This is a genomic window from Eoetvoesiella caeni (assembly GCF_003315175.1).
Taxonomy (GTDB): Bacteria; Pseudomonadota; Gammaproteobacteria; order Burkholderiales; family Burkholderiaceae_B; genus Eoetvoesia; species Eoetvoesia caeni.
This window is the reverse complement of sequence record NZ_QNRQ01000002.1, coordinates 283,517-305,091: the sequence shown is the minus strand read 5'-3', so window position 1 is coordinate 305,091 and position 21,575 is coordinate 283,517. Positions and strand designations below refer to the sequence as shown.

At 57.5% G+C, this 21,575-nt stretch carries 31 protein-coding genes; 26 read left to right on the top strand and 5 right to left on the bottom strand.

The features are described from left to right. The 7 genes from maiA to DFR37_RS05030 all read left to right on the top strand — a co-directional run bounded on the left by maiA (nucleotide 1) and on the right by DFR37_RS05030 (nucleotide 6,595). Nucleotides 1-639 carry a maleylacetoacetate isomerase gene (maiA, locus tag DFR37_RS05060; RefSeq protein ID WP_113932141.1) on the top strand — a complete coding sequence of 213 codons (639 nt, stop codon included), beginning with the start codon at nucleotides 1-3 and terminating at the stop codon, nucleotides 637-639. Nucleotides 640-734: 95 nt separating this feature from the next. Next, nucleotides 735-1,937, top strand: a complete 1,203-nt coding sequence (locus DFR37_RS05055) for a 3-hydroxybenzoate 6-monooxygenase (protein WP_113932140.1) — start codon at nucleotides 735-737, stop codon at nucleotides 1,935-1,937. 78 nt (nucleotides 1,938-2,015) lie between these two features. Continuing rightward, nucleotides 2,016-3,191, top strand: a complete 1,176-nt coding sequence (locus tag DFR37_RS05050) for an ABC transporter substrate-binding protein (RefSeq protein WP_113932139.1) — start codon at nucleotides 2,016-2,018, stop codon at nucleotides 3,189-3,191. A gap of 70 nt (nucleotides 3,192-3,261) precedes the next feature. Then, nucleotides 3,262-4,176, top strand: coding sequence for a branched-chain amino acid ABC transporter permease (locus tag DFR37_RS05045; protein ID WP_113932138.1), 915 nt, complete (start codon nucleotides 3,262-3,264; stop codon nucleotides 4,174-4,176). Between the two features lie 6 nt (nucleotides 4,177-4,182). Then, nucleotides 4,183-5,151, top strand: coding sequence for a branched-chain amino acid ABC transporter permease (locus DFR37_RS05040; protein ID WP_113932137.1), 969 nt, complete (start codon nucleotides 4,183-4,185; stop codon nucleotides 5,149-5,151). Beyond that, nucleotides 5,144-5,899: an ABC transporter ATP-binding protein gene (locus tag DFR37_RS05035; protein ID WP_180148032.1), complete on the top strand. Its 756-nt coding sequence runs from the start codon at nucleotides 5,144-5,146 to the stop codon at nucleotides 5,897-5,899. Before DFR37_RS05040 ends, DFR37_RS05035 begins: the two co-directional genes overlap by 8 nt. Continuing rightward, nucleotides 5,900-6,595 carry an ABC transporter ATP-binding protein gene (locus DFR37_RS05030; RefSeq protein ID WP_113932136.1) on the top strand — a complete coding sequence of 232 codons (696 nt, stop codon included), beginning with the start codon at nucleotides 5,900-5,902 and terminating at the stop codon, nucleotides 6,593-6,595. A 111-nt stretch (nucleotides 6,596-6,706) separates the two neighbouring features. Here the strand turns inward: DFR37_RS05030 and DFR37_RS05025 are convergent, their stop codons facing one another. The 4 genes from DFR37_RS05025 to DFR37_RS05010 are packed head-to-tail and all read right to left on the bottom strand — an operon-like array spanning nucleotide 6,707 to nucleotide 10,620. Beyond that, a complete protein-coding gene (locus tag DFR37_RS05025; protein ID WP_113932135.1) occupies nucleotides 6,707-7,432 on the bottom strand; it encodes a GntR family transcriptional regulator in 726 nt (241 codons plus the stop codon). Continuing rightward, complete coding sequence (locus DFR37_RS05020) at nucleotides 7,429-8,472, bottom strand: carbon-nitrogen hydrolase family protein (protein WP_113932134.1); 1,044 nt, start codon at nucleotides 8,470-8,472, stop codon at nucleotides 7,429-7,431. The genes DFR37_RS05025 and DFR37_RS05020 overlap by 4 nt, the downstream gene beginning before the upstream one ends. 51 nt (nucleotides 8,473-8,523) lie before the next feature. Next, on the bottom strand, nucleotides 8,524-9,435 hold the full coding sequence (locus tag DFR37_RS05015; protein ID WP_113932133.1) for a fumarylacetoacetate hydrolase family protein: 912 nt from the start codon (nucleotides 9,433-9,435) through the stop codon (nucleotides 8,524-8,526). 51 nt (nucleotides 9,436-9,486) lie between these two features. Beyond that, on the bottom strand, nucleotides 9,487-10,620 hold the full coding sequence (locus tag DFR37_RS05010; RefSeq protein WP_113932132.1) for a cupin domain-containing protein: 1,134 nt from the start codon (nucleotides 10,618-10,620) through the stop codon (nucleotides 9,487-9,489). 144 nt (nucleotides 10,621-10,764) lie between these two features. Between DFR37_RS05010 and DFR37_RS05005 the strand changes: the two genes are divergently transcribed. Continuing rightward, nucleotides 10,765-11,694, top strand: a complete 930-nt coding sequence (locus DFR37_RS05005; RefSeq protein ID WP_113932131.1) for a LysR family transcriptional regulator — start codon at nucleotides 10,765-10,767, stop codon at nucleotides 11,692-11,694. 48 nt (nucleotides 11,695-11,742) lie between these two features. Here DFR37_RS05005 and DFR37_RS05000 read toward each other — a convergent pair whose 3' ends face one another. After that, entirely contained in the window at nucleotides 11,743-12,621 is an 879-nt protein-coding gene (locus tag DFR37_RS05000; protein ID WP_113932130.1) for a LysR substrate-binding domain-containing protein, read from the bottom strand. A gap of 147 nt (nucleotides 12,622-12,768) precedes the next feature. Between DFR37_RS05000 and DFR37_RS04995 the strand changes: the two genes are divergently transcribed. From DFR37_RS04995 to rpsD, 18 genes are all read left to right on the top strand, one after another. Further along, nucleotides 12,769-13,533, top strand: a complete 765-nt coding sequence (locus DFR37_RS04995; protein WP_113932129.1) for a maleate cis-trans isomerase family protein — start codon at nucleotides 12,769-12,771, stop codon at nucleotides 13,531-13,533. A 128-nt stretch (nucleotides 13,534-13,661) separates the two neighbouring features. Beyond that, nucleotides 13,662-13,868 carry a dodecin gene (locus DFR37_RS04990; RefSeq protein WP_113932128.1) on the top strand — a complete coding sequence of 69 codons (207 nt, stop codon included), beginning with the start codon at nucleotides 13,662-13,664 and terminating at the stop codon, nucleotides 13,866-13,868. Nucleotides 13,869-14,299: 431 nt separating this feature from the next. Further along, on the top strand, nucleotides 14,300-14,668 hold the full coding sequence (gene rplN, locus DFR37_RS04985) for a 50S ribosomal protein L14 (RefSeq protein WP_017524009.1): 369 nt from the start codon (nucleotides 14,300-14,302) through the stop codon (nucleotides 14,666-14,668). Nucleotides 14,669-14,677: 9 nt separating this feature from the next. After that, nucleotides 14,678-14,998 carry a 50S ribosomal protein L24 gene (rplX, locus tag DFR37_RS04980; RefSeq protein ID WP_113932127.1) on the top strand — a complete coding sequence of 107 codons (321 nt, stop codon included), beginning with the start codon at nucleotides 14,678-14,680 and terminating at the stop codon, nucleotides 14,996-14,998. 12 nt (nucleotides 14,999-15,010) lie between these two features. Next, nucleotides 15,011-15,550: a 50S ribosomal protein L5 gene (rplE, locus tag DFR37_RS04975; protein ID WP_113932126.1), complete on the top strand. Its 540-nt coding sequence runs from the start codon at nucleotides 15,011-15,013 to the stop codon at nucleotides 15,548-15,550. An 11-nt stretch (nucleotides 15,551-15,561) separates the two neighbouring features. Beyond that, nucleotides 15,562-15,867, top strand: coding sequence for a 30S ribosomal protein S14 (gene rpsN / locus DFR37_RS04970; RefSeq protein WP_113932125.1), 306 nt, complete (start codon nucleotides 15,562-15,564; stop codon nucleotides 15,865-15,867). 11 nt (nucleotides 15,868-15,878) lie between these two features. Next, the gene (gene rpsH / locus DFR37_RS04965; protein WP_113932124.1) at nucleotides 15,879-16,274 is read left to right on the top strand and encodes a 30S ribosomal protein S8; all 396 of its coding nucleotides are present in this window, start codon (nucleotides 15,879-15,881) and stop codon (nucleotides 16,272-16,274) included. 10 nt (nucleotides 16,275-16,284) lie between these two features. Beyond that, nucleotides 16,285-16,818, top strand: coding sequence for a 50S ribosomal protein L6 (gene rplF / locus DFR37_RS04960; RefSeq protein WP_113932123.1), 534 nt, complete (start codon nucleotides 16,285-16,287; stop codon nucleotides 16,816-16,818). A gap of 21 nt (nucleotides 16,819-16,839) precedes the next feature. Next, nucleotides 16,840-17,205, top strand: coding sequence for a 50S ribosomal protein L18 (rplR, locus tag DFR37_RS04955; RefSeq protein WP_113932122.1), 366 nt, complete (start codon nucleotides 16,840-16,842; stop codon nucleotides 17,203-17,205). A gap of 15 nt (nucleotides 17,206-17,220) precedes the next feature. After that, nucleotides 17,221-17,742, top strand: a complete 522-nt coding sequence (gene rpsE, locus DFR37_RS04950; protein ID WP_113932121.1) for a 30S ribosomal protein S5 — start codon at nucleotides 17,221-17,223, stop codon at nucleotides 17,740-17,742. A gap of 3 nt (nucleotides 17,743-17,745) precedes the next feature. Further along, nucleotides 17,746-17,934, top strand: coding sequence for a 50S ribosomal protein L30 (rpmD, locus tag DFR37_RS04945; RefSeq protein ID WP_113932120.1), 189 nt, complete (start codon nucleotides 17,746-17,748; stop codon nucleotides 17,932-17,934). Between the two features lie 11 nt (nucleotides 17,935-17,945). After that, nucleotides 17,946-18,386, top strand: coding sequence for a 50S ribosomal protein L15 (gene rplO, locus DFR37_RS04940; protein ID WP_113932119.1), 441 nt, complete (start codon nucleotides 17,946-17,948; stop codon nucleotides 18,384-18,386). A 12-nt stretch (nucleotides 18,387-18,398) separates the two neighbouring features. After that, nucleotides 18,399-19,724: a preprotein translocase subunit SecY gene (gene secY, locus DFR37_RS04935; protein WP_113932118.1), complete on the top strand. Its 1,326-nt coding sequence runs from the start codon at nucleotides 18,399-18,401 to the stop codon at nucleotides 19,722-19,724. 11 nt (nucleotides 19,725-19,735) lie between these two features. Then, entirely contained in the window at nucleotides 19,736-19,954 is a 219-nt protein-coding gene (gene infA, locus DFR37_RS04930; protein WP_009523889.1) for a translation initiation factor IF-1, read from the top strand. Between the two features lie 32 nt (nucleotides 19,955-19,986). Continuing rightward, complete coding sequence (gene rpmJ / locus DFR37_RS04925) at nucleotides 19,987-20,100, top strand: 50S ribosomal protein L36 (RefSeq protein WP_003805360.1); 114 nt, start codon at nucleotides 19,987-19,989, stop codon at nucleotides 20,098-20,100. A gap of 36 nt (nucleotides 20,101-20,136) precedes the next feature. Continuing rightward, nucleotides 20,137-20,502 carry a 30S ribosomal protein S13 gene (rpsM, locus tag DFR37_RS04920; RefSeq protein ID WP_113932117.1) on the top strand — a complete coding sequence of 122 codons (366 nt, stop codon included), beginning with the start codon at nucleotides 20,137-20,139 and terminating at the stop codon, nucleotides 20,500-20,502. Nucleotides 20,503-20,516: 14 nt separating this feature from the next. Then, nucleotides 20,517-20,918: a 30S ribosomal protein S11 gene (gene rpsK, locus DFR37_RS04915; RefSeq protein WP_113932116.1), complete on the top strand. Its 402-nt coding sequence runs from the start codon at nucleotides 20,517-20,519 to the stop codon at nucleotides 20,916-20,918. 12 nt (nucleotides 20,919-20,930) lie between these two features. Then, nucleotides 20,931-21,554 carry a 30S ribosomal protein S4 gene (gene rpsD / locus DFR37_RS04910; protein WP_113932115.1) on the top strand — a complete coding sequence of 208 codons (624 nt, stop codon included), beginning with the start codon at nucleotides 20,931-20,933 and terminating at the stop codon, nucleotides 21,552-21,554. Nucleotides 21,555-21,575: the final 21 nt, after the last annotated feature.

Here is a 21,575-nt window from a genome sequence, read left to right as displayed (position 1 = left end):
ATGGATCTTTACAGCTTTTTCAATAGCTCCACGTCCTATCGCGTGCGGATCGTTATGGGTCTGAAGGGCATTGACCATGACTTGCTGCCGGTGAACATACGCGTCATGCAGCAAAAGGAAGCCGCGTACGTCGCCAAGAATCCGGGCGCCGGCGTGCCGCTGATCGACGACGACGGCTTTCAGCTTGGCCAGTCCATGGCCATCATCGATTACCTGGACAGCAAGTTCCCCGAACCGCGCCTGATCCCGCAGGACCTGCAGGCGCGCGCCAGAGTGCTGGAGATTTCCAATCTTATTTCCTGCGATATGCATCCTTTGAACAATTTGCGGGTGCTGCGCTATCTGGTCAAGGAAATGGAAGTCTCCGACGAGAAAAAGAACGAGTGGTATCACCACTGGATCGCCGAGGGATTTACTTCGCTGGAAGCGATGCTGGTGCGCACGCAGTCGGGGCAGTATTGCGTTGGCGGCCAGGTCTCGCTGGCTGATTGTTGCCTGGTGCCGCAGGTTGCCAATGCGTTGCGCATGGGTTGCGACGTGTCCAATTATCCGCGTGTAATGGCGGTGTACGAGCATTGCAATACGCTGCCGGCTTTTCAACAGGCGGCTCCTGCGCAGCAGCCTGATTTTCAAAAGTAATGCGTCGATGATTCGGGTGCCGGGCGGCACCCGAACCTACGCTGGCGCTTGCCTGTGCGGCGAACGCCGAAACTGAAAATGGAAGACAAAATCAAATGAGTGGTCAAAAAGCAAAGCAGAAAATTATCGTAGTCGGCGGCGGTATTGGCGGATTGGCCGCCGCGCTATCACTGACGCGCCAGGGGATCGAGGTATTGCTTCTTGAGCAGGCCGCCCAGATAGGCGAGATCGGCGCTGGCATTCAGTTGGGACCCAATGCTTTCAATGCTCTGGATGCTTTGGGGGCGGGCGAGGCAACACGCCAGCGCGCGGTGTTTACCGACCACATCATTATGATGGACGCGGTGGACGGCGCCGAAGTCGTGCGCATCGAAACCGACGATAAGTTCCGCCAGCGTTTTGGCGGGGCGTATGGCGTGATCCACCGCGCCGATATTCATTTGTCGATTCTCGAAGCCGTTCAACACGATCCACTCATCCAATTCAAGACGTCCGTGCATGTCAACGATGTCAAGATCAAGGCCGACGGGGTCGAGGTAACCGACACCAATGGCAATGTGTATCGCGCCGATGCCGTCATAGGGTGCGACGGCACGAAATCCGTGGTTCGCGAAAAAACCATAGGCCGCCACCATACGGTGACCGGACACGTGGTGTACCGCGCCGTGGTCGATGTCGAGAACATGCCCAAGGATCTGCAGGTGAATGCGCCCATGTTGTGGGCCGGCCCGCGCTGCCATTTGGTGCACTATCCATTGCGAGGCGGCCAACAATACAATCTGGTCGTAACCTTCCACAGCCGCAACCAGGAAGAGTGGGGTGTGACGGACGGCAGCAAAGAAGAGGTCTTGTCCTACTTCGAAGGCATTCATCCCCGCCCGCGCCAGATGCTCGACCGTCCCACGTCATGGCGGCGCTGGGCCACGGCGGACGCCGATCCTGTCGACGAATGGGGTACGGGTTTGTGCACTTTGCTGGGCGACGCAGCCCACCCCATGGCGCAATACATGGCGCAAGGCGCTTGCATGGCGCTTGAAGATGCGGTTACCTTGGGCGAGGCGGTTGCTCGATGCCCGGGCGACTTGGATGCCGCATTCCGCTTGTACGAGTCGATTCGCGTTCCCCGTACGGCACGGGTGGTGTGGTCGACACGTGAAATGGGCCGTATTTACCATGCCAAAGGCGTTGAGCGCACGGTTCGCAATCTTCTCTGGAAAGGCAAGACACAAGAACAGTTTTATAGCGGTTTGGAGTGGCTGTATGGCTGGCGCAAAGAAAACTGCCTTGAGCCACGCTAAAATGCTTTAAACTTCAACCACTCGTGCGCTGAAGTAGAGGCATGCTAAGCGGATAGTTGCAACTTTTGGAGACTCTATATGAAATTATTTAAAAAACTGGGCGTCGGAATCGCGCTGTCGGCGATCGCTGCGCTGTCCCATGCACAAGAGCCGGTAAAAATCGGCTTCATTACAACGTTGTCGACTCCCGCCGGCTACATCGGCGAAGACGAACGCGACGGCTTCGCCCTGGCTGTCAAGCAGGGCGCTGGCAAACTGGGTGGCGTTCCAGTCGACATGATCATCGAAGACGACGGCTTGAAGCCCGGTTCGGGCAAGCAGTCGGCCGAGAAAATGCTGCAAGACGGCGTGCGCGTCTTCACGGGCATCAACTTTTCCAACGTCCTGGTTGCCGTGGCGCCAAGCGTCGTCAAAGATGGCGGCTTCTACATCAGCCTGAATGCGGGCGCATCCAATTTCGCCGGCAAGGCCTGCAATCCGAATTTCTTCTCGGTGGCCATGCAGAATGACTCGTACAGCGACACAGCCGCTATTGCGGCCAATGAACTCGGTGTCAAGAAAATCGTGATCATGGCGCCCGCCTATCAGGCCGGCCGCGATGCCTTGCATGGTTTCAAAAGCGCCTATAAGGGCGAGATCCTCGCCGAAATCTACACCAAGCTCGATCAGTCCGACTTTTCGGTTGAACTGGCGCGCATCCGCTCGTTGCAGCCGGATGGCGTATTCGAATTCCTGCCTGGCGGTGCCGGCATCAATTTCGCCAAGCAGTTTGCCAATTCGGGCCTGAACAAGACCGTGAAGATGGTTACGCCGCTGTATTCCATGGACGACCGCATGCTGGCCGCTTCGGGCGACGCGGGCGAAGGCTACTACCTGAGCACGCAATGGACGGCCGAACAGGACAATGCGGCAAGCAAGCAGTTCGTGGCCGCGTTTGAAAAAGAATACAAGCGCCGCCCCACCGTGTATGCCGCAACCTCGTACGATACGGCGCGCCTGATCGGTTCGGCCCTGAAAGCCGTCAAAGGCGACGTCAAAGGCAAGCCGGACGCCTTCCGCGCGGCACTGCGCAAGGCCGACTTCGAAAGCGTGCGTGGTAAATTCAAGTTTGGCCCCAATCAGTACCCTATCCAGGACTGGTACCTGGTGCAGGTGGCTCGTAATGCCGAAGGGAAGCTGGACTACAAGCCTATAAGCGTCATTGCTAAAGACCATACGGATCCATATGCACCCTTGTGCAAAATGGAAAAATAAGTCTTAGGCCTTGCGCCCGCCCCTGGCGATAATCGCCTTGGGCGGGCGTTGGCATAACGGATACTTCTCTATGTATATGTTGGTTGAGCAGGCCATGAACGGCTTGCAGTACAGTGCGCTGCTGTTTTTGCTGTCCGCCGGCTTGACGCTCATCTTCGGCATCATGAACGTCGTCAACCTGGCGCATGGCTCGTTTTATATGGTGGGCGCGTTTTGTGCGGCCGCAGCGGTTGCCGCGACGGGTTCCTTCCTGGTGGCGATACTGGCGGCTTTGGTGGGCGCTGCGCTATATGGTTTTATTGTCGAGCGCCTGATCATCAGCCGCCTTTATCACCGCGACCATCTCGACCAGGTTCTGGCCACGCTGGGGATACTGCTGTTCACCAACGCGCTGGTTACCGTCGTGTTCGGGCGCAGCCCGCCGTTCGTGGCGATTCCCCCGTTGCTTTCCGGCTCGGTGCCTATTTTGCCCGGCTTGAATTACCCGATCATGCGGCTGGCCTTTATCGCGGCCGGTGTATTTGTGGCCATAGGCTTGTGGCTGCTTATTTCCAGGACAAAAGTAGGCATGCTGGTGCGTGCCGGCGCCGACGACAGCGAAACCGTTGAAGCGCTGGGCGTGAATATCCGCCGCCTGTTCATGCTTGTGTTTACGCTGGGAGCCTTGCTGTGCGGGTTTGCGGGAGTCATGGCGGCGCCGTTGCTGGCCGTTGAAATCGGCATGGGCGAAAAAGTACTGATCACCACATTCGTGGTTATTGTGGTGGGCGGCGTGGGCTCGGTGCGCGGCGCTTTGCTAGGCTCGCTGCTGGTGGGCATGACCGACTCGTTCGGGCGGGCATATATCCCCATCTGGATGTCGCAGCTGCTGCCGCCGCAATACAGCGACTCCATCAGCTCCAGCCTGGTGTCGGCAAGTATTTACATTTTGATGGCGGTCGTTTTGCTGGTGAAGCCGCGCGGCCTGATTCCGGCGCAAAGATAAGAGAAAATGAATAGAAAATATTTTATTGTTGGTGTCATTTTCCTGATTCTGTTGCTGGTGCCGTTTATCGCGGACGTTACCAGCAATAGCTTTATCACGAATATGGCAACCCGCTTCGTCATATACGCGCTTGCCGCCGTCAGCCTGGATTTGGTTCTGGGCTATGGCGCCATGATCAGTTTCGGCCACGCAGCATTCTTTGGAATTGGCGGGTATGTGGTGGCCATCATTGGCTTCCACATGGACATGGGCGACACCATTCTGGGTTGGGCCGGCTCCAATTCGGCGCTTATTGTGTGGCCGCTGGCCATGTTGGTGGCGGCTGTCATCGGGCTGGCCATGGGCTTTCTGTCGTTGCGCACCAGCGGCGTCCAGTTCATCATGATCACGCTGGCCTTTGCGCAGATGCTTTATTTTGTGCTGGTGGGCCTGGTAATTTACGGGGGCGACGACGGGTTGTCAGTTTCGGTGCGCAATGCAATACCGGGGCTGGATGTCGAGAACTCCACCGTTTTTTATTATGTCTGCCTTGCCTTGATGGCCGTCTGGGTATGGATTTGCCGGCGCATCGTCAATTCGCCTTTCGGCATGGCCTTGCGCGGCTTCAAGCAGAACGAGCGGCGCAACATCAACCTGGGCTATGCGCCCATGCGCTATAAGCTTACGGCTTTCGTTATCTCGGCGGCCGGAACCGGACTGGCGGGCGCTTTGTGGGCCAACTACGCCTTGTACGCCAGCCCCGACATGGCGGCATGGCTCAAGTCGGGCGAATTCATGGCGATGATCGTGCTGGGCGGCATGGGCAGTATTTTCGGCCCCATTCTTGGCGCGGCTGTGTATCTTGGGCTGGAGCAAACCTTGACCGCCTGGACTGAAAATTGGATGCTGTTTTTAGGCCCTATTCTGGTCCTGGTAATTTTGTATGCCAAGCGCGGACTGTTCGGCTGGCTTGCCGGGAGCCGCAGCAATGACTGATATGATCACGCCCAAGCTCGAAATACGAAACCTGAACAAAGCATTCGGGGCCTTGATAGCCACGAACAATGCCAGTCTTGTCGTTGGCCAGGGCGAATTGCACGCCTTGATCGGCCCCAATGGCGCCGGCAAGACCACCCTGATTTCACAGATCAGCGGCGAACTCATGCCTGACTCTGGCACTGTCCTGCTTGATGGCCGCGACATTACCCGCTTGCCCGCATATCGGCGCGCCGAGGTAGGCTTGGCCCGTTCCTTCCAGATCAGCCAGCTTTATAACGAGTTCACGGCAGAAGACAACGTTGCCATGGCGGTGCAGGCCCAATCCAGCAAGCGCTATAACCTATGGCGTAATGCGCGTAAAGATCCGGAGCTGCGCGAACCGGCCAAACTGGCTTTGGCCAAGGTGGGTTTGTCGGATCGGGGCAACGAAAAAGTGGCCTCGCTGGCTCACGGCGAAAAGCGCCAGCTTGAGCTGGCCATTGCGCTGTCTCTTAATGCTTCGGTCTTGCTGCTGGACGAACCCATGGCAGGCCTTGGTGCTGAAGAGTCCATGCTCATGAAAGACATCCTGCAGGGCTTGAAAGGACAGTATGCCATGCTGCTGGTCGAGCACGACATGGATATTGTTTTTGCGCTGGCGGACCGCGTGACAGTGCTGGTTTACGGCAAACCCATATTTACCGGCGTACCCGACGAAGTGCGCGAGCACTCCGCGGTGCGTGAAGCCTATCTGGGAGAAGGTTGAATGTTGCAAGCTCAAGATGTGCAGTCGGGCTATGGAGCAAGTAAAGTATTGTTTGGCCTGAACCTGGAAATACCATCGCATCAGGTGGTGTCTTTGCTTGGCCGCAATGGCATGGGCAAGACCACGACGGTCAGGACGCTGATGGGCATGCTGCCCGTGCAGGGCGGCCAGGTCACGTTCGAAGGTAAGGTGCTCAATGGCTTAAGGCCGCATCATATCGCCCGGCTGGGCGTTGGCCTGGTGCCGGAGGGGCGCCATGTATTCGGTTCTTTGTCGGTGCAGGAAAACCTGGTGGCGACCGAACGCAACGACCATCATGGCCACTGGAACCTGGAGCGGGTATTTACGCTTTTTCCCCGCCTTAAAGAGCGGCGCACGCAGTCGGCCCGCACGCTTTCGGGCGGCGAACAGCAAATGCTGGCGATAGGCCGGGCCTTGCTGACCAATCCGCTGCTGCTTATTCTGGACGAAGCCACTGAAGGTTTGGCGCCGGTCATCCGGCAGGAGATCTGGGCTTGCCTGAATCAGCTGAAAAGCGAAGGCCAGACTATTTTGCTTATCGACAAAAACCTGAAAGAAATGCGGCATTTGGTCGATCAGCACAATATGATAGAAAAAGGACGCGTTGTCTGGACGGGATCTTCGCAAGAGCTGCTTGAGCAACCCGAACTGGTCAATCAGTATCTGGGCGTTTAAATACCATACCCAATAGCCGGCGTGCCGGCCGCGCGGACCTTACGCAGGTAAGGTCCGCGTTTCGCTTTCGCGTTTGGCGTGATCCGCTACACGCAATGAAGGTGTCGGCGTTTAGCCGGCCTGCCGTGTTTGCAGCGAATTTTCAATAAGCCTTGCGGTCTGGTTGTAATGCTCGGCCAATAGCGCACATGCCGACGCGGCATCGCGTTTCAGGGTTGCAGCGACAATTTCCTGGTGCTCTTGGGTAACGTCGCGGGGTGGCTGCACGCCCGCTGCGGCCAGCAGCATGGGACGCCGGTATCTTTCGGTTTGCACATACAGGCGCATGGAAAAATCCAGCAGCCAGCGCGAGTCGCAGGCGGCGATCAGCGACCGGTGCAGGGCCAGGTGGCGGTCTTCTAATTGTTCATGAAAGGCATCGTCCGCTTCGGCGTTGCCGCGCCGCTGGGTAACGATGCCCAGCGCATGCAAGGCCGCGACGATCTGGGTCTCCCATTCGTCGGACGCGCGCTCGATCGAGCGGCGCAAGGCTTCGCAGTCGACAAAAATGCGTGTGTCGATAGAGTCGCGCATCTCTTTGAGCGATAGCGGCGCTACGCGAAATCCCTTCAGTGCAATGGCGTCAACCAGGTTTTCGCTTTGCAGGCGATTAAGCGCCTCGCGCAGCGGCGAAAAGCTCAGCTGATATTTACTTTTCAGGAATTCCAGGCGCAAAGGCTCACCCGGTTGCAGTTCGCCCGACATGATGTCGCGCTTCAGGCCGCGGTATGCCTGTTCGGCCAGGGTGGATGATTTGGCCGGTACGGTAGAAGGAGTCTCGGTGGCGGGCAGTATCATCTAAGGGCGCTGCCAAGGTTGTCGGTTGAACCGTTGCCCGAGGATTCGTCGTCGTAGTCGAGCGACGGGTTTTCGGAAGTGTCGGAGAACGAGGCCGATTGCTGTGTGCGCCGGTTGACGCGCAGATCGAAAATATCGAAGCGATTGTAATGCCCGACGATGTCGTGCATTTGGCGCGGCTGTATGCATTTGCCCAAGTCGACCTCGGCATAGACGATGCCTTCCTGGTCGATGAGTGGCTCGCCGACCACGCGGCCATCGGGGCCGATGACGCCCGAGAACGCGCTGTTCTTGCGTTTAAGCATCTGCGCCGCGTTGGGAATGGTGGGCGTGAAGGCGTCGATGATCTCGTCGGAGATGGTCGAACATGAAACCACGGTATAGACCTTGCCTTCGAACGAGTGCGCCATGGCGCGTACTTTGATGGCTTCGGACATGTCGTAGTCGGGCGGCGCCACCGGCAGCGAAATATAGCTGGCCACGTGCAGCAGCTCGCCTTGGGCAAGCAGACTGAAGCGCGCCAGAGTATTGGTGTTTTCGCCGCAGGCCAGGCCGCCCAGCTTGCCGATATTGGTGTCGTAGACGCGCAGCGAGGCGCCATCGCCATTGGCCCAGGTCAGTTTTTCAGCCCAGGTCGGAATCAGCTTGCGATGCCGGCCCAGCAGCTTGCCGTCCGGCCCTATGAATACCAGGGTGTTGTACAGCGTGCCGATGCCGGTTTTGCTGCGCTCATTGACGCCTATGACGACATGTACGCCGTGTTGTTTGGCGGCTTGCGCCACCCGGTGGATTTCGGGCCCGGGGATCTCGATGGCGCTGCGGCACAGCTTGTCGAACCACGGGCTGCCCTCGACAGGTGTCATGATCCAGTTCCAGTAGGGATACCCCGCCACGAAAACTTCCGGGAAGGCGACGAGCTTGGCGCCGTTGCCGGCCGCTTCCTGGATCAGCGCGCAGGCCTTGTCGATGGTTGCCTGGGTGTCCAGGAAAACCGGCGCCGCCTGGACGGCAGCGACTTTGAAAGCGGGCAGGTTAAGCATGGGTGTCCTTACTTGTTGAGCTGGTTCGATAACGCCTGTGTCAGGCCGGATTTAGATGGCGACGATCGGGTGACGCAAAGTACCGATGCCCTGTACGTGGGCTTCGATCACGTCGCCCGGCCAGAGCCATTCTTGCGGTGTGCGTCCGGCGCCCACGCCAGCCGGAGTGCCGGTGGCAATGATGTCGCCCGGTTCCAGCGTCATGCCGGCGCTGATGTCGGCGATAAGATGCGCAACATTGAACAGCATGAACTTGGTGTTGGATTTTTGCTTGATTTCGCCGTTCACGGTCAGCCAAAGATCCAGTGTCTGGGGATCGGGAATTTCGTCGGCGGTGATGATGCAGGGTCCGAAGGGCGCGTAGGTGTCCATGCCCTTGGAGTACACCCATTGGCCGGCGCGGCTGCAGTCGCGGGCGCTCATGTCGACCATGACGCTGTAGCCGAACACATGCGAGAGCGCGTCTTTTTCTTCAATGCGGCAGGCCTGTGTGCCGATGATGGCGGCCAGTTCCACTTCCCAGTCCAGCTGTTGCGTGATCTTGGCATTGTGGTGCACGGCATCGCCGGGGCCGATGACGCTGGTGGGCGGCTTGGTGAAGATGATGGGCTGCTTGGGCAGGTCGGCCGAGGTGTCCAGCGAGCGGCTGGATTCTTCGACGTGTTCGACGTAGTTCAGGCCGATGCCGAAGATGTTCTTGCGGGGGCGCGGAATGGGCGCCAGCAATTTGACGTTTTGCACTGGTACGGCGGTGCCTACGGGCCAGTTGGCGCGATTCTGCTCGAGCAGCATGGTTGCTGTCTTGACGGCGCTGGGACCCAGGTCGATGAAGTCCAGCATGTTGTCGGGCAAGTGGATGCCATTGTCGGCACCCAGGTTCTCGAGGTCGACGACCATTGTGTCGACAATAGCGCCCAGGCGGGCGGCTTCCAGAACGTTGGCGCGGTAGGTAACTAGACGCATGAAGTTTTCCTTGGTTGTTTGGTCGGGCTGTTGCCGTGTCCGGATTGAAAATTATGGTGTTTGGATTTTCTGGTGGCCGCCGTTTTCTTTGAGGGCTTCTTCGCGATAGATGCCCAGAGAATTCATGACAGGCATGTCGTTGAAGCTGAACAGGCAGGCGTCTTCGCTTGGGTTGGCGTTGACGTGTTCATGGAACATCCAGGTCGGCACGCAGAAAATGTCGTGTTCTTCCCAGTCGAATCGCTGGCCGTTGATGATGGAATAGCCCTTGCCCTTGGCCACCTGGTACAGGACGCTGCCCGTGTGGCGGTGCGCTTTGGTGTGCTCGCCGGGGCGCAGCAACTGCATGCTGGCTCCCATGGTTTGCATGACGGGGCCCCCTGTTTTAGGGTTGATGTAATTCATCATGACGCCGTCGAACGGCGAGCCGTCGGTAACCTTGGCATAGCGCGCCAGCGCTTCGTAGGTGGGCGCCCATTCGTATTTGAACAGCGGCGAATAACCGTGCGACCAGGTGTCGTTGGCCGGCACCAGTCCGGTGCCGGCGGCCCAGGCGGCGGTGCTGTCTTCGACAGGATAGGTAACGGCTTGCTGCAGCTCGGGATGCACGGTAAAGAAGTTGGCTTCCAGGGCGTTCATCAAGGGAATGTCCAGGCCGTCTTGCCAGATGCATTGAGTGCCGTCTTCGCTGACGCCGTGTTCATGCCATGTGCCATTGGGCGTGATGACGAAGTCATTGGCGCCCAGCGTCATTTTGTGCCCGTCGACGATGGTAAAGGCGCCGCTGCCTTCCATGATGAAGCGCAGCGCGCTGGCCGAGTGCTTGTGCGATGTGGCCAGTTCGCCCGGACGCATGGTTTGCAGTCCCGAATATAGCCAGCCCACGGCTGCCGCGACGTCCTGCCGCCCCGGGTTGCTCAGGTACACCACGCGCCGCCCGGCCTTTTCAGGGGAAACGAGGTCGGCCGACCGCAGCACATGTTCGCGCAAGTCCTTGTAGCGCCATACTACGGGCACTGAGCTGGACTGCGGTTGCCAGGGTTCGATCTTGTTCGCGACCGTCCAGAGGGCGGCCGTATGGTGTTTGTCCAGTTCGTCGTAATAGGCCAGAAGTTCAGGAGTATCCTCAACATTGGCTCGTCCGACGATGTCTTCGCGATGGTTTGCGCGGGCAGCAGTTTTCATGGCGTGTCTCGGTAAATTCGATTTTATAAAATAATAGGTATTTTCGATAATGTATCCCTTTCTGGCGCAAGTGGCAAGATGAGTGGGCCACCATGGCATTCTTGACGTAAGCTTGCGGTTTTCGATAACTGTTTTGTGAATGGCATGGCAACAGATTGGACTGACCGCATTCGCCTGCGCAACCTGAAATTCCTGCTTAGTCTTGCGCAAACGCGCAACCTGAGCCATTCGGCGGTCTTGCTCAATACGACTCAGCCAGGCTTGTCCAAGTGGCTCAAAGACCTTGAGGGCGATATCGGCCTGGCCTTGTTCGAGCGCCATGCGCGCGGTTTGTCGCCGACGCCGCATGGCGAAGTGCTGATCGAACATGCGCGCCGCATCAACGCTCAGCTGGACCGAGCCGTTGTCGATATGAATGTACTGCTTGAGGGCGGCGGCGGGCGCATTGCCATTGGGGCTTCGGGTGCCGCGGCCTCGGAAGCTGCGCCCAGGGCGGTGCTGGCCATCGCTGAACGCTTGCCCGAAATGCGCATCGACTTGCTGGAAGGCACGATGGACCGCTTGTTGTCGTTGCTGTCGCAGGGCGATCTGGACATTGTCATTGGGCGCAGCGTCAGCAATCATTTCGACGAGTCCAGCATCAACAGCGAAGTGCTTTATATCGAGCCTATCGATCTGGTGGCCCGCCCCGACCACCCGCTGTTCAGCAAGCCCGAGATTGGCTGGAGCGACGTGCAGGCCTACCGCTGGATTGTCTGGCCGCGCCGCACGCCTATTCGCAACGCGCTGGAAGCGGCGCTGGCGGCCGCGGGGATACCGCTGCCGGCCAACTACATTGAATCCAATTCCGTCATTGCCAACATAACGCTTATCAATAATAGCGATGTCATCGGTACGGCCTCGCACCGGGCCACGGTAATGCTGGTCGAAATGAAGCTGCTGCGGATTTTGCCGCTGCAGCTGGATGGCTACGGCTCGGTTTCCATGTACTGGCGCAACGACGAGCTTTATCCCAAATCGGTGGAGCAGGCGCTGGAATGTGTACGCCAGGTGGTCAAGGACGGTACGGCCTGAGCCATACATGGGCCGCGACCGGCACACGGTGTGTGGGATCCGTGCGACTTAAGGCTGATATTGCCCGAGCAGGGCCAGGAAGGTCTCGACCGCTGTCTTCTTGTGCTCTTTGCGAACGACTGCGTGTACGTGGCCCTGAAGGCCGGGTTCGTCCAGGGGGCGAAAAAGCAGCGAGTCGGGCTGGCGGTTATGAGTCGACGCGGGTACGAGCGCAATGCCCAGGCCGGCTGCAACCAGATTGAGCTGGGCGGGGACCTCCGCGACGCTGTGGGCGACATGCGGCGTAAAGCCGTGCGCGGCGCAAGCCAGGAAAACCTGATCGGCAAAGTAGGAGGTCTCGCGCCGCAGCATGATGAACCGCTCTTTGGCCAGGGAGGCAAGCTTTAGGCTTGCGTGCGCCGCCAAAGGGTGGCCGCCGGGCAGGGCCACCAATAACGGATCGGGCCACAAAAGCCGGCTGCACAGCAGGTCGTCTTCAACTGATTGCCGGGAAATGCTGATGTCGATGCGCTGTTCGCGCAAGGCTTCCAGTTGTTCGTTGGGCGCCATTTCGTTGAGCACGACGTCGATATCGGGATGCGTGGCCGCCAGTTTGCCGATGAACAAGGGCAGGGGGCCCAGAAAGTGGGAGCCCGACAGCCCGATTTCGATTCGGCCGGCCAGGCCGGAGTGCACGTGCTTGACCCGTTCGGTGGCCTCGCGCAGCCGGCTTTGAATAAGCCGTACATCATGCAGGAACACGGCGCCGGCGTCGGTCAGGCTGACTTTGCGGCTGTTGCGCTCGAACAGCTTGACCCCCAGTTCGGTTTCCAGCTGGGCAATTTGCGCGCTAAGGGGCGGCTGCGAAATATGCAGGCGTTCGGCCGCCCGGGTAAAGTTGAGCTCTTCGGCCAGGGCAATAAAATAGCGTAGCTGACGTAGTTCCACGGAAGGGCCGTTATTATGGAAGGGAATAGGCCAAGTTTACCTTGGCCATAGCCAAAAGCTGGCACGCAAGACGAATTCAATATTGGTGCATCGGCAAGAAATGGCCGATGATGTTGTTTACGATAATCATTTTCAGGTGCCATCGACATGTCCACTACTTCGCCACGCAACTACCGCATCGGCCAGATCGTTCCCAGTTCCAACACCACCATGGAAACGGAAATCCCCCTTATGCTGCGCAGCCGCGAGGAAAAGTTCAGCGAACGCTTTACGTTCCATTCCAGCCGCATGCGCATGAAGAAGGTTACCGCTGAAGAGCTCAAGGCCATGGACGCCGACTCCGACCGCTGTGCGCTGGAGCTCTCGGACGCCCGCGTCGATGTGCTGGGCTATGCCTGCCTGGTTGCCATCATGAGCATGGGCCTGGGCTACCACCGCCAGTCTGAAAAGCGCTTGCACGAAGCCACGGTGGCCAACGGCGGCGCAGCCCCTGTTGTGTCCAGCGCCGGCGCCCTGGTCGAGGGCCTGCACGCAATGGGTGCAAAGAAAGTGTCCATTTTGACCCCCTACATGAAGCCGCTTACACAATTGGTTGTCGACTACATTGAAAACGAAGGCATCGAGGTGCACGACGCCGTGTCGCTCGAGATTCCCGACAACCTTGAAGTCGGCCGCCAAAACCCGCTGGCGCCGGCCGAACACGTAAAGCGCCTGAATACCAGCGGCGTCGACGCCGTGGTGCTCTCGGCCTGCGTGCAAATGCCCTCGTTCCAGTCAGTGCACCAGGTCGAACAGCAACTTGGCCTGCCGGTAACCACCGCCGCAATCAGCACGGTCTACCAGATGCTGAAAGTATTGAACTTGCAGCGCGAAGTGCCAAACGCAGGCAGCCTGCTGTCCGGCCGTTATTGAGGTCCGGGGAAACACGAGGCCGGAGGTTCTGGATGAGGTAACCTAGGGCTGGAAGCCCAAGGGCTGCCGCAAGACTTGCCCGCCAGGGCAAGTCCGTCCTAAATCGTTGTCGCACCCAGGAGGTCATCATGAGCAGTCATGTGTACAAGCAGCTTGATTTAGTTGGTTCGTCCCCTACAAGCATCGAAGACGCGGTCAGTACGGCCATAGCCAAGGCACACGAAACCGTACGCAATATTCAATGGTTCGAGGTTGTCGAGACGCGCGGCCATGTTGCCGATGGCAAGGTGGCCCATTGGCAGGTTACGATCAAGGTCGGCTTTACCATGGAGTAGCGGGCGCGCCGCTGCCCCCTGGGCAGCGCTGTATGCCAAGCGCGCCTGGCCTTTCCAGGCAACGCACTGGAAAGCGGCAAGCCGGGGCTGCGGCCGGGGCTTTCGTTGCGGCAATCCTACGCCTCAACCCGCACAAGCCCTTCTTTTGCGCCTGGGCTTGCAAGTTTGGTTTAAACCGTATATGATGACTGACTTGCTAGTAAAAGCAAAAGCCCTCTAGCGCAACTGATGCGCCAGGTTGGCTTTAAGCGGGCTGGCAATACCAGGCAGTAAAAGCAAGTAGTACCCAAGAAGCAGTTAATGGCAAGATTTCAACCCAGGGTTCGACAGGCGTCGTCTGTTCGAGCCTGACGGGACCAAAACTGGTTGCGCGACTTTGTCGGTCTTAATGGCCGTGCGAACAACGCGGCTAAGTTGGAACAGGAAAAATCATGATACAAATGCAGACCACGCTGGACGTGGCCGACAACACAGGTGCGCGTTCTGTTATGTGCATCAAAGTGCTGGGCGGCTCCAAGCGCCGTTATGCCGCAATCGGTGACGTTATTAAAGTTAGCGTCAAGGATGCGGCTCCGCGCGGACGCGTCAAAAAAGGCGAAATTTACAACGCTGTAGTGGTTCGTACCGCTAAGGGCGTACGCCGTAAAGACGGCTCACTGATCAAGTTCGGTGGCAATGCCGCTGTTTTGCTCAACGCTAAACTGGAACCCATCGGTACCCGTATCTTCGGACCTGTCACGCGCGAATTGCGTACAGAAAAGTTCATGAAGATCGTATCCTTGGCCCCAGAAGTGCTGTAAGGAGCCATCATGGAAAAAATCCGTAAAGGCGACGAAGTCATCGTATTGACTGGTCGCGACAAAACCCGCCGCGGCACTGTTTTGCAGCGCGTAGATGCCGACCACGTTCTGGTCGAAGGCATTAATGTCGTCAAGAAACACGTCAAGCCAAATCCCATGGCTGGCTCGCAGGGCGGCATCATCGACAAAACCATGCCTATCCACATTTCGAATGTGGCGCTCTTCAACCCCGAAAGCGGCAAGGCCGATCGCGTGGGTATCAAAGAAGTCGACGGCCGCAAGGTTCGTGTATTTCGTTCCAGCGGCGCTGTCGTTGGCGCTAAGGCTTAAGGGGCGAATAACATGGCTCGTTTACAAGAGTTTTACCGCAGCAAGGTCGTAGCCGACCTGCAAGCCAAATTTGGCTACAAAAGCGTTATGGAAGTGCCTCGCATCTCGAAGATCACCCTCAACATGGGTGTGTCCGAAGCGGTTGCAGACAAGAAGGTCATCGAGCACGCCGTGTCCGACCTGACCAAGATCTCCGGCCAAAAGCCTGTGGTCACCAAAACGCGCAAAGCTATCGCGGGTTTCAAGATCCGTGAAGATTACCCTATCGGTTGCATGGTCACCCTGCGTGGCCAGCGCATGTACGAATTCCTGGATCGCCTGGTCGCCGTGGCTCTGCCGCGCGTTCGCGACTTCCGCGGTATTTCCGGGCGTGCATTCGACGGACGGGGTAATTACAACGTTGGGGTTAAAGAGCAAATCATTTTCCCTGAAATCGAATACGACAAAATCGACGCAGTCCGTGGTATGAATATCAGCATCACGACCACTGCCAAGACGGACGACGAAGCCAAAGCGCTGTTGACAGCCTTCAGCTTCCCGTTCCGCAATTAAGGGGCGATGACGTGGCTAAACTTTCACTCATTAATCGCGATATCAAACGCGCCAAGCTGGCAGAGAAATTTGCTCCCAAACGCGCTGCCTTGAAAGCCATCATCGAAGATCAGTCCAAGACTGACGAAGAGCGCTATCAGGCCCGTTTGCAACTGCAACAATTGCCGCGCAATTCCAACCCGACTCGTCAGCGCAACCGTTGCGTTGTTACCGGTCGTCCGCGTGGCGTTTACAGCAAGTTCGGTTTAACTCGTCACAAACTTCGCGAAATGGCGATGCGTGGCGAAGTGCCGGGCATGACTAAAGCTAGCTGGTAGGAGAAACACACATGAGCATGAGCGATCCCATCGCCGACATGTTGACCCGCGTGCGCAATGCGCAACAAGTTAACAAAACGTCGGTCAGCATGCCCTCCTCGAAGCTTAAGGTAGCTATTGCTGCCGTGCTGAAAGACGAAGGCTATATCGACAGTTTCCAGATCGTCGGCGACAAGGCCAAGCCTGTCCTCGAGATCACACTTAAGTACTACGCCGGCCGTCCGGTCATCGAGCGTATCGACCGCGTTTCGCGTCCAGGGCTGCGTATATACAAAGGCAGCAAGGCCATTCCTCAGGTTATGAATGGTTTGGGCGTGGCTATCGTGTCGACTCCGCGCGGTGTCATGACCGATCGCAAAGCTCGCGCCAATGGCGTGGGCGGCGAAGTGCTTTGCTACGTCGCATAAGGAGAACCATATGTCACGTATAGCAAAATACCCGGTCGCGCTGCCCAAGGGCGTAGAAGCAACCATCAACAACGACCAGATCATTGTCAAGGGTCCCCTCGGCACACTGACGCAAGCCCTTACCGGCGACGTCACCATTGCCCAGGAAGACGGCCAGTTGACATTTTCGGTCGCAAACGACTCCCGCCTGGCCAAGGCCATGTCGGGTACGACGCGCGCGCTTGTTCACAATATGGTGACTGGCGTCAGCAAAGGTTTCGAGCGTAAATTGACTCTGGTCGGCGTGGGTTTCCGCGCACAGGTCCAGGGCGACGCGCTGAAACTGCAACTTGGTTTCTCCCACGACATTCTGCACGAGATGCCTGCCGGCATCAAAATCGAATGCCCCACCCAGACCGAAATTGTGGTCAAGGGTGCGGACAAGCAGGCTGTCGGTCAGGTGGCTGCAAACATCCGCGCCTACCGCAAACCCGAACCCTACAAGGGCAAGGGCGTGCGCTACGCAGATGAGCGCGTCATCATGAAAGAAACCAAGAAGAAATAAGCGCACAGGCAAGGACGAATCATGGACAAGAAAGTATCCCGTTTGCGTCGTGCGGTTCCGAGTCGCCGGAAAATCACCGAGTTGCGCGTACATCGCCTCTCGGTATTCCGCTCGAATCTGCATATTTACGCCAACATTATTTCGCCGGAAGGCGACCGTGTGCTCATCAGCGCTTCGACGCTCGAGCCCGAAGTTCGTAAAGAACTCGCCAGCCAGAAAGTCAACGGTGGCAATGTTGCCGCTGCCGGCCTCATTGGTAAGCGCGTTGCCGAACGGGCGAAAGCAGCCGGTATCGAAGTGGTTGCCTTTGACCGCTCGGGCTTCCGTTATCATGGCCGCGTGAAAGCGCTGGCTGATGCCGCGCGTGAAGCCGGCTTGAAATTCTAAGCGAGGAATTGTCAAATGGCTAAAGCACAAGGTAGGCACGCCGCCGAGAAGGAAAACGACGACGGCCTGCGTGAAAAGATGATCGCGGTCAACCGCGTCAGCAAAGTGGTCAAGGGTGGTCGCACCATGAGCTTTGCTGCGCTGACCGTGGTAGGTGATGGCGATGGTCGCATCGGTATGGGCAAAGGTAAAGCCCGCGAAGTGCCCGTCGCTGTTCAAAAAGCAATGGAACAGGCACGTCGTGGTCTGCACAAGGTCGCCCTGAAAGACGGCACTTTGCATCACACCGTCGTGGGCAAGCATGGCGCTTCCACCGTTCTCATTTCGCCTGCAGCTGAAGGTACTGGCGTTATCGCCGGCGGCCCGATGCGCGCTATTTTCGAAGTGATGGGTGTACGCAACGTAGTGGCCAAGAGCCTTGGCTCTAGCAACCCCTACAACATGGTGCGTGCAACGCTCAATGGTTTGCGTGCCTGCTCGACTCCGTCCGAAATTGCTGCCAAGCGCGGCAAGTCGGTCGAAGATATTCTGGGGTAAGTCATGACGACACAGAAGCAAATCAAAATCACCCTGGTGCGCTCTATTATCGGCACCAAGCAATCCCATCGCGACACAGTTCGCGGCCTGGGCCTGCGCAAGCTGAACAGCAGCAGCGTGTTGGTCGATACTCCCGAAGTGCGTGGGATGATCCGTAAAGTGGATTATCTGGTCACCGTTTCGGAAGTCTAAAAGGAATCGGCATGTCGGAAACTCAATTAAATTCATTGGCTCCTGCTCCTGGCAGCAAGCACGCCAAGCGTCGCGTCGGCCGTGGCATAGGCTCCGGCCTGGGCAAAACGGCTGGTCGTGGTCACAAAGGTCAAAAATCGCGTTCGGGCGGCTTTCATAAAGTCGGCTTCGAGGGCGGCCAGATGCCTTTGTACCGTCGTCTGCCCAAGCGTGGCTTCACCCCCCGGGGTCAGCATTTGTACGCTGAAGTCCGCCTGTCCGAACTGCAGGCCTTGCCCGTCGACGAAATCGACGTACAAGTGCTCAAGCAATCGGGCGTCGTTGGCCAGCAAGTACGCTACGCAAAGATCATCAAGTCCGGCGAACTTTCGCGCAAAGTCACCCTGAAAGGGTTGACGGCAACGGCTGGCGCCCGCGCTGCGATTGAAGCTGCCGGCGGCACACTGGCGTAATAAGGGGTCACGGTGGCTAAAGCTCAGGCACAGAGTAAATCGGGTTCCCGATACGGCGATCTAAAACGCCGCGTCGTGTTCCTGGTGCTCGCCCTGGTCGTCTACCGGTTGGGCACGCATATTCCAGTCCCGGGGATCAACCCCGATGCACTGGCCGATATGTTTCGGCAAAACCAGGGCGGCATTCTCGGCTTGTTCAACATGTTCTCCGGCGGGGCACTCGAGCGTTTTTCGGTGTTCGCCCTGGGGATCATGCCGTACATTTCCGCATCCATCATCATGCAGTTGATGGCGGTGGTGGTGCCTACCCTTGAGGCAATCAAGAAGGAAGGCGAATCGGGCCGTCGCAAGATCACGCAGTACACCCGCTACGGCACGGTGTTTCTGGCGCTGATCCAGGCGGTTGGCATTTCTGTTGCACTTGAATCGCAGCCTGGTCTGGTTATCGACCCCGGCATGCTGTTCCGTTTCACGACAGTGGTAACTTTGCTTACCGGCACCATGTTCGTCATGTGGCTGGGCGAACAAATCACCGAGCGCGGAATAGGCAACGGTATTTCCATCCTGATTTTCGCCGGCATCGTGGCCGGGCTGCCAAGCGCTTTGTCGGGCATGCTGGACCTGGTGCGCACCGATTCGATGTCCATTCTGTCGGCACTGTTCATTCTGGTGCTGGTGGTTGCTGTTACGTATTTCGTGGTGTTTGTCGAGCGCGGCCAGCGCCGTATTACGGTCAACTACGCCAAACGTCAGGTAGGCAACAAGATTTATGGCGGGCAAAGTTCGCATCTGCCCCTGAAGCTGAACATGTCGGGTGTCATTCCTCCCATTTTCGCTTCGTCCATTATTTTGCTGCCGGCAACGGTCACGAGCTGGTTCTCCAATAACCCCAGCATGCGTTGGCTGGGCGACTTGGCGGCCGCGTTGTCGCCGGGGCAACCGCTTTATATTACGTTGTATTCCGCTGCAATTATTTTCTTCTGCTTTTTCTATACGGCCTTGGTGTTCAACAGCCGCGAAACCGCAGACAACCTGAAGAAAAGCGGTGCTTTCATTCCAGGCATCCGTCCGGGGGAACAAACCTCGCGCTATATCGACAAGATCCTTATGCGCTTGACCCTGGCCGGAGCCATCTACATAACCTTGGTTTGTCTATTGCCGGAAGTTATGCATATGCGCTGGAATGTTCCGTTTTACTTTGGTGGTACATCGTTGTTGATTATCGTGGTGGTGACCATGGATTTCATGGCCCAGGCGCAAGCCTACATGATGTCTCATCAGTACGACTCACTGCTCAAGAAGGCTAACTTCAAGGGTGTGGGGCTGCCTACGCGGTAAGAAGAAAAGAAATGGCTAAAGACGACGTCATTCAAATGCAGGGTGAGGTTCTCGAGAACCTTCCCAACGCAACTTTTCGCGTCAAGTTAGAAAATGGCCATGTTGTACTTGGCCACATTTCCGGCAAGATGCGCATGCATTACATCCGGATTCTGCCGGGTGACAAGGTCACAGTAGAGCTCACGCCCTACGACCTGTCGCGTGCCAGAATTGTATTCCGCTCCAAATGAGCGGCCCGGCTAAAGGAAACTAGGAGTTAACCATGAAGGTAATGGCATCGGTAAAGCGGATTTGCCGCAACTGCAAGATCATTAAACGTCACGGCGTGGTACGCGTCATTTGCACCGACCCACGTCATAAGCAGCGTCAAGGCTAAGCGCCGAAACGCACCAGATTTAAACAAGGAACAGTCATGGCCCGTATTGCTGGCATCAACATTCCGCCGCATCAGCACGCCGAAATCGGACTTACCGCTATTTTTGGTATTGGTCGCACCCGCGCTCGCAAAATCTGCGAAGTTTCGGGCATCGAGTACTCCAAGAAAGTGAAAGATCTGACTGACGCCGAGCTCGAGCGCATTCGTGAAAACGTCAATGCGTTCACCGTCGAAGGTGATTTGCGTCGCGAAGTACAACTGTCGATCAAACGTCTGATCGACCTGGGAACTTATCGGGGTATGCGTCACAAACGTGGCCTGCCTGTACGTGGTCAGCGTACCCGTACCAACGCCCGCACCCGCAAGGGCCCGCGTCGCGCTGCTGCTTCCCTGAAGAAATAATCGAGGACTAGAAGATGGCAAAAGCATCCAATAGCGGCGCGACTCGCGTACGCAAGAAAATCAAGAAGAGCGTTTCGGACGGCATCGCGCACGTCCATGCGTCCTTCAACAACACGATCATCACGATCACCGACCGTCAGGGCAATGCTTTGTCCTGGGCTACGTCGGGTGGTGCTGGTTTCAAGGGTTCGCGTAAATCGACTCCGTTTGCGGCTCAGGTTGCTGCAGAGTCGGCTGGCCGCGTTGCTTTGGAATACGGCATCAAAACACTCGAAGTTCGCATCAAGGGCCCAGGCCCCGGGCGCGAATCATCCGTGCGTGCATTGAATGCGTTGGGAATCAAGATTTCCAGCATTGCCGACATCACGCCGGTGCCGCACAACGGTTGCCGTCCGCCTAAGCGCCGTCGTATTTAAGGAAAAAGCACAATGGCACGTTATATTGGACCAAAATGCAAGCTCTCGCGCCGCGAGGGTACCGATCTGTTTCTCAAGAGCGCTCGCCGCTCGCTCGATTCGAAATGCAAAATCGAATCCAAGCCTGGTCAGCACGGCCGCACTTCCGGTGCGCGTACGTCCGACTACGGCCTGCAGCTGCGCGAGAAGCAGAAGCTCAAACGCATGTACGGCGTTCTGGAAAAGCAATTCCGCAAGTATTTCTTTGAAGCTGAGCGTCGCCGTGGCAACACAGGCGAGACCCTGATTCAATTGCTGGAATCGCGCCTGGACAACGTCGTCTACCGTATGGGTTTCGGTTCGACCCGCGCTGAAGCGCGTCAGTTGGTCAACCACCGCTCGATCGAAATCAACGGCCGCACTGCCGACATCGCCTCCATGCTTGTTAAGGCCGGCGACGTGGTTTCCATCCGCGAAAAGTCCAAGGCGCAACTGCGTATTCGTGAATCCTTGGATCTGGCTTCCGGCCAGGGCTTCCCCCAGTGGGTTGAAGTCGACGCCAGCAAGCTGACGGGCACGTTCAAGCAGGTTCCCGATCGTGCTGATGTCGCCCGCGACGTCAACGAGTCGATGGTTGTCGAGTTGTACTCCCGCTAATTTGCCGCCAGTTCGGCAAAG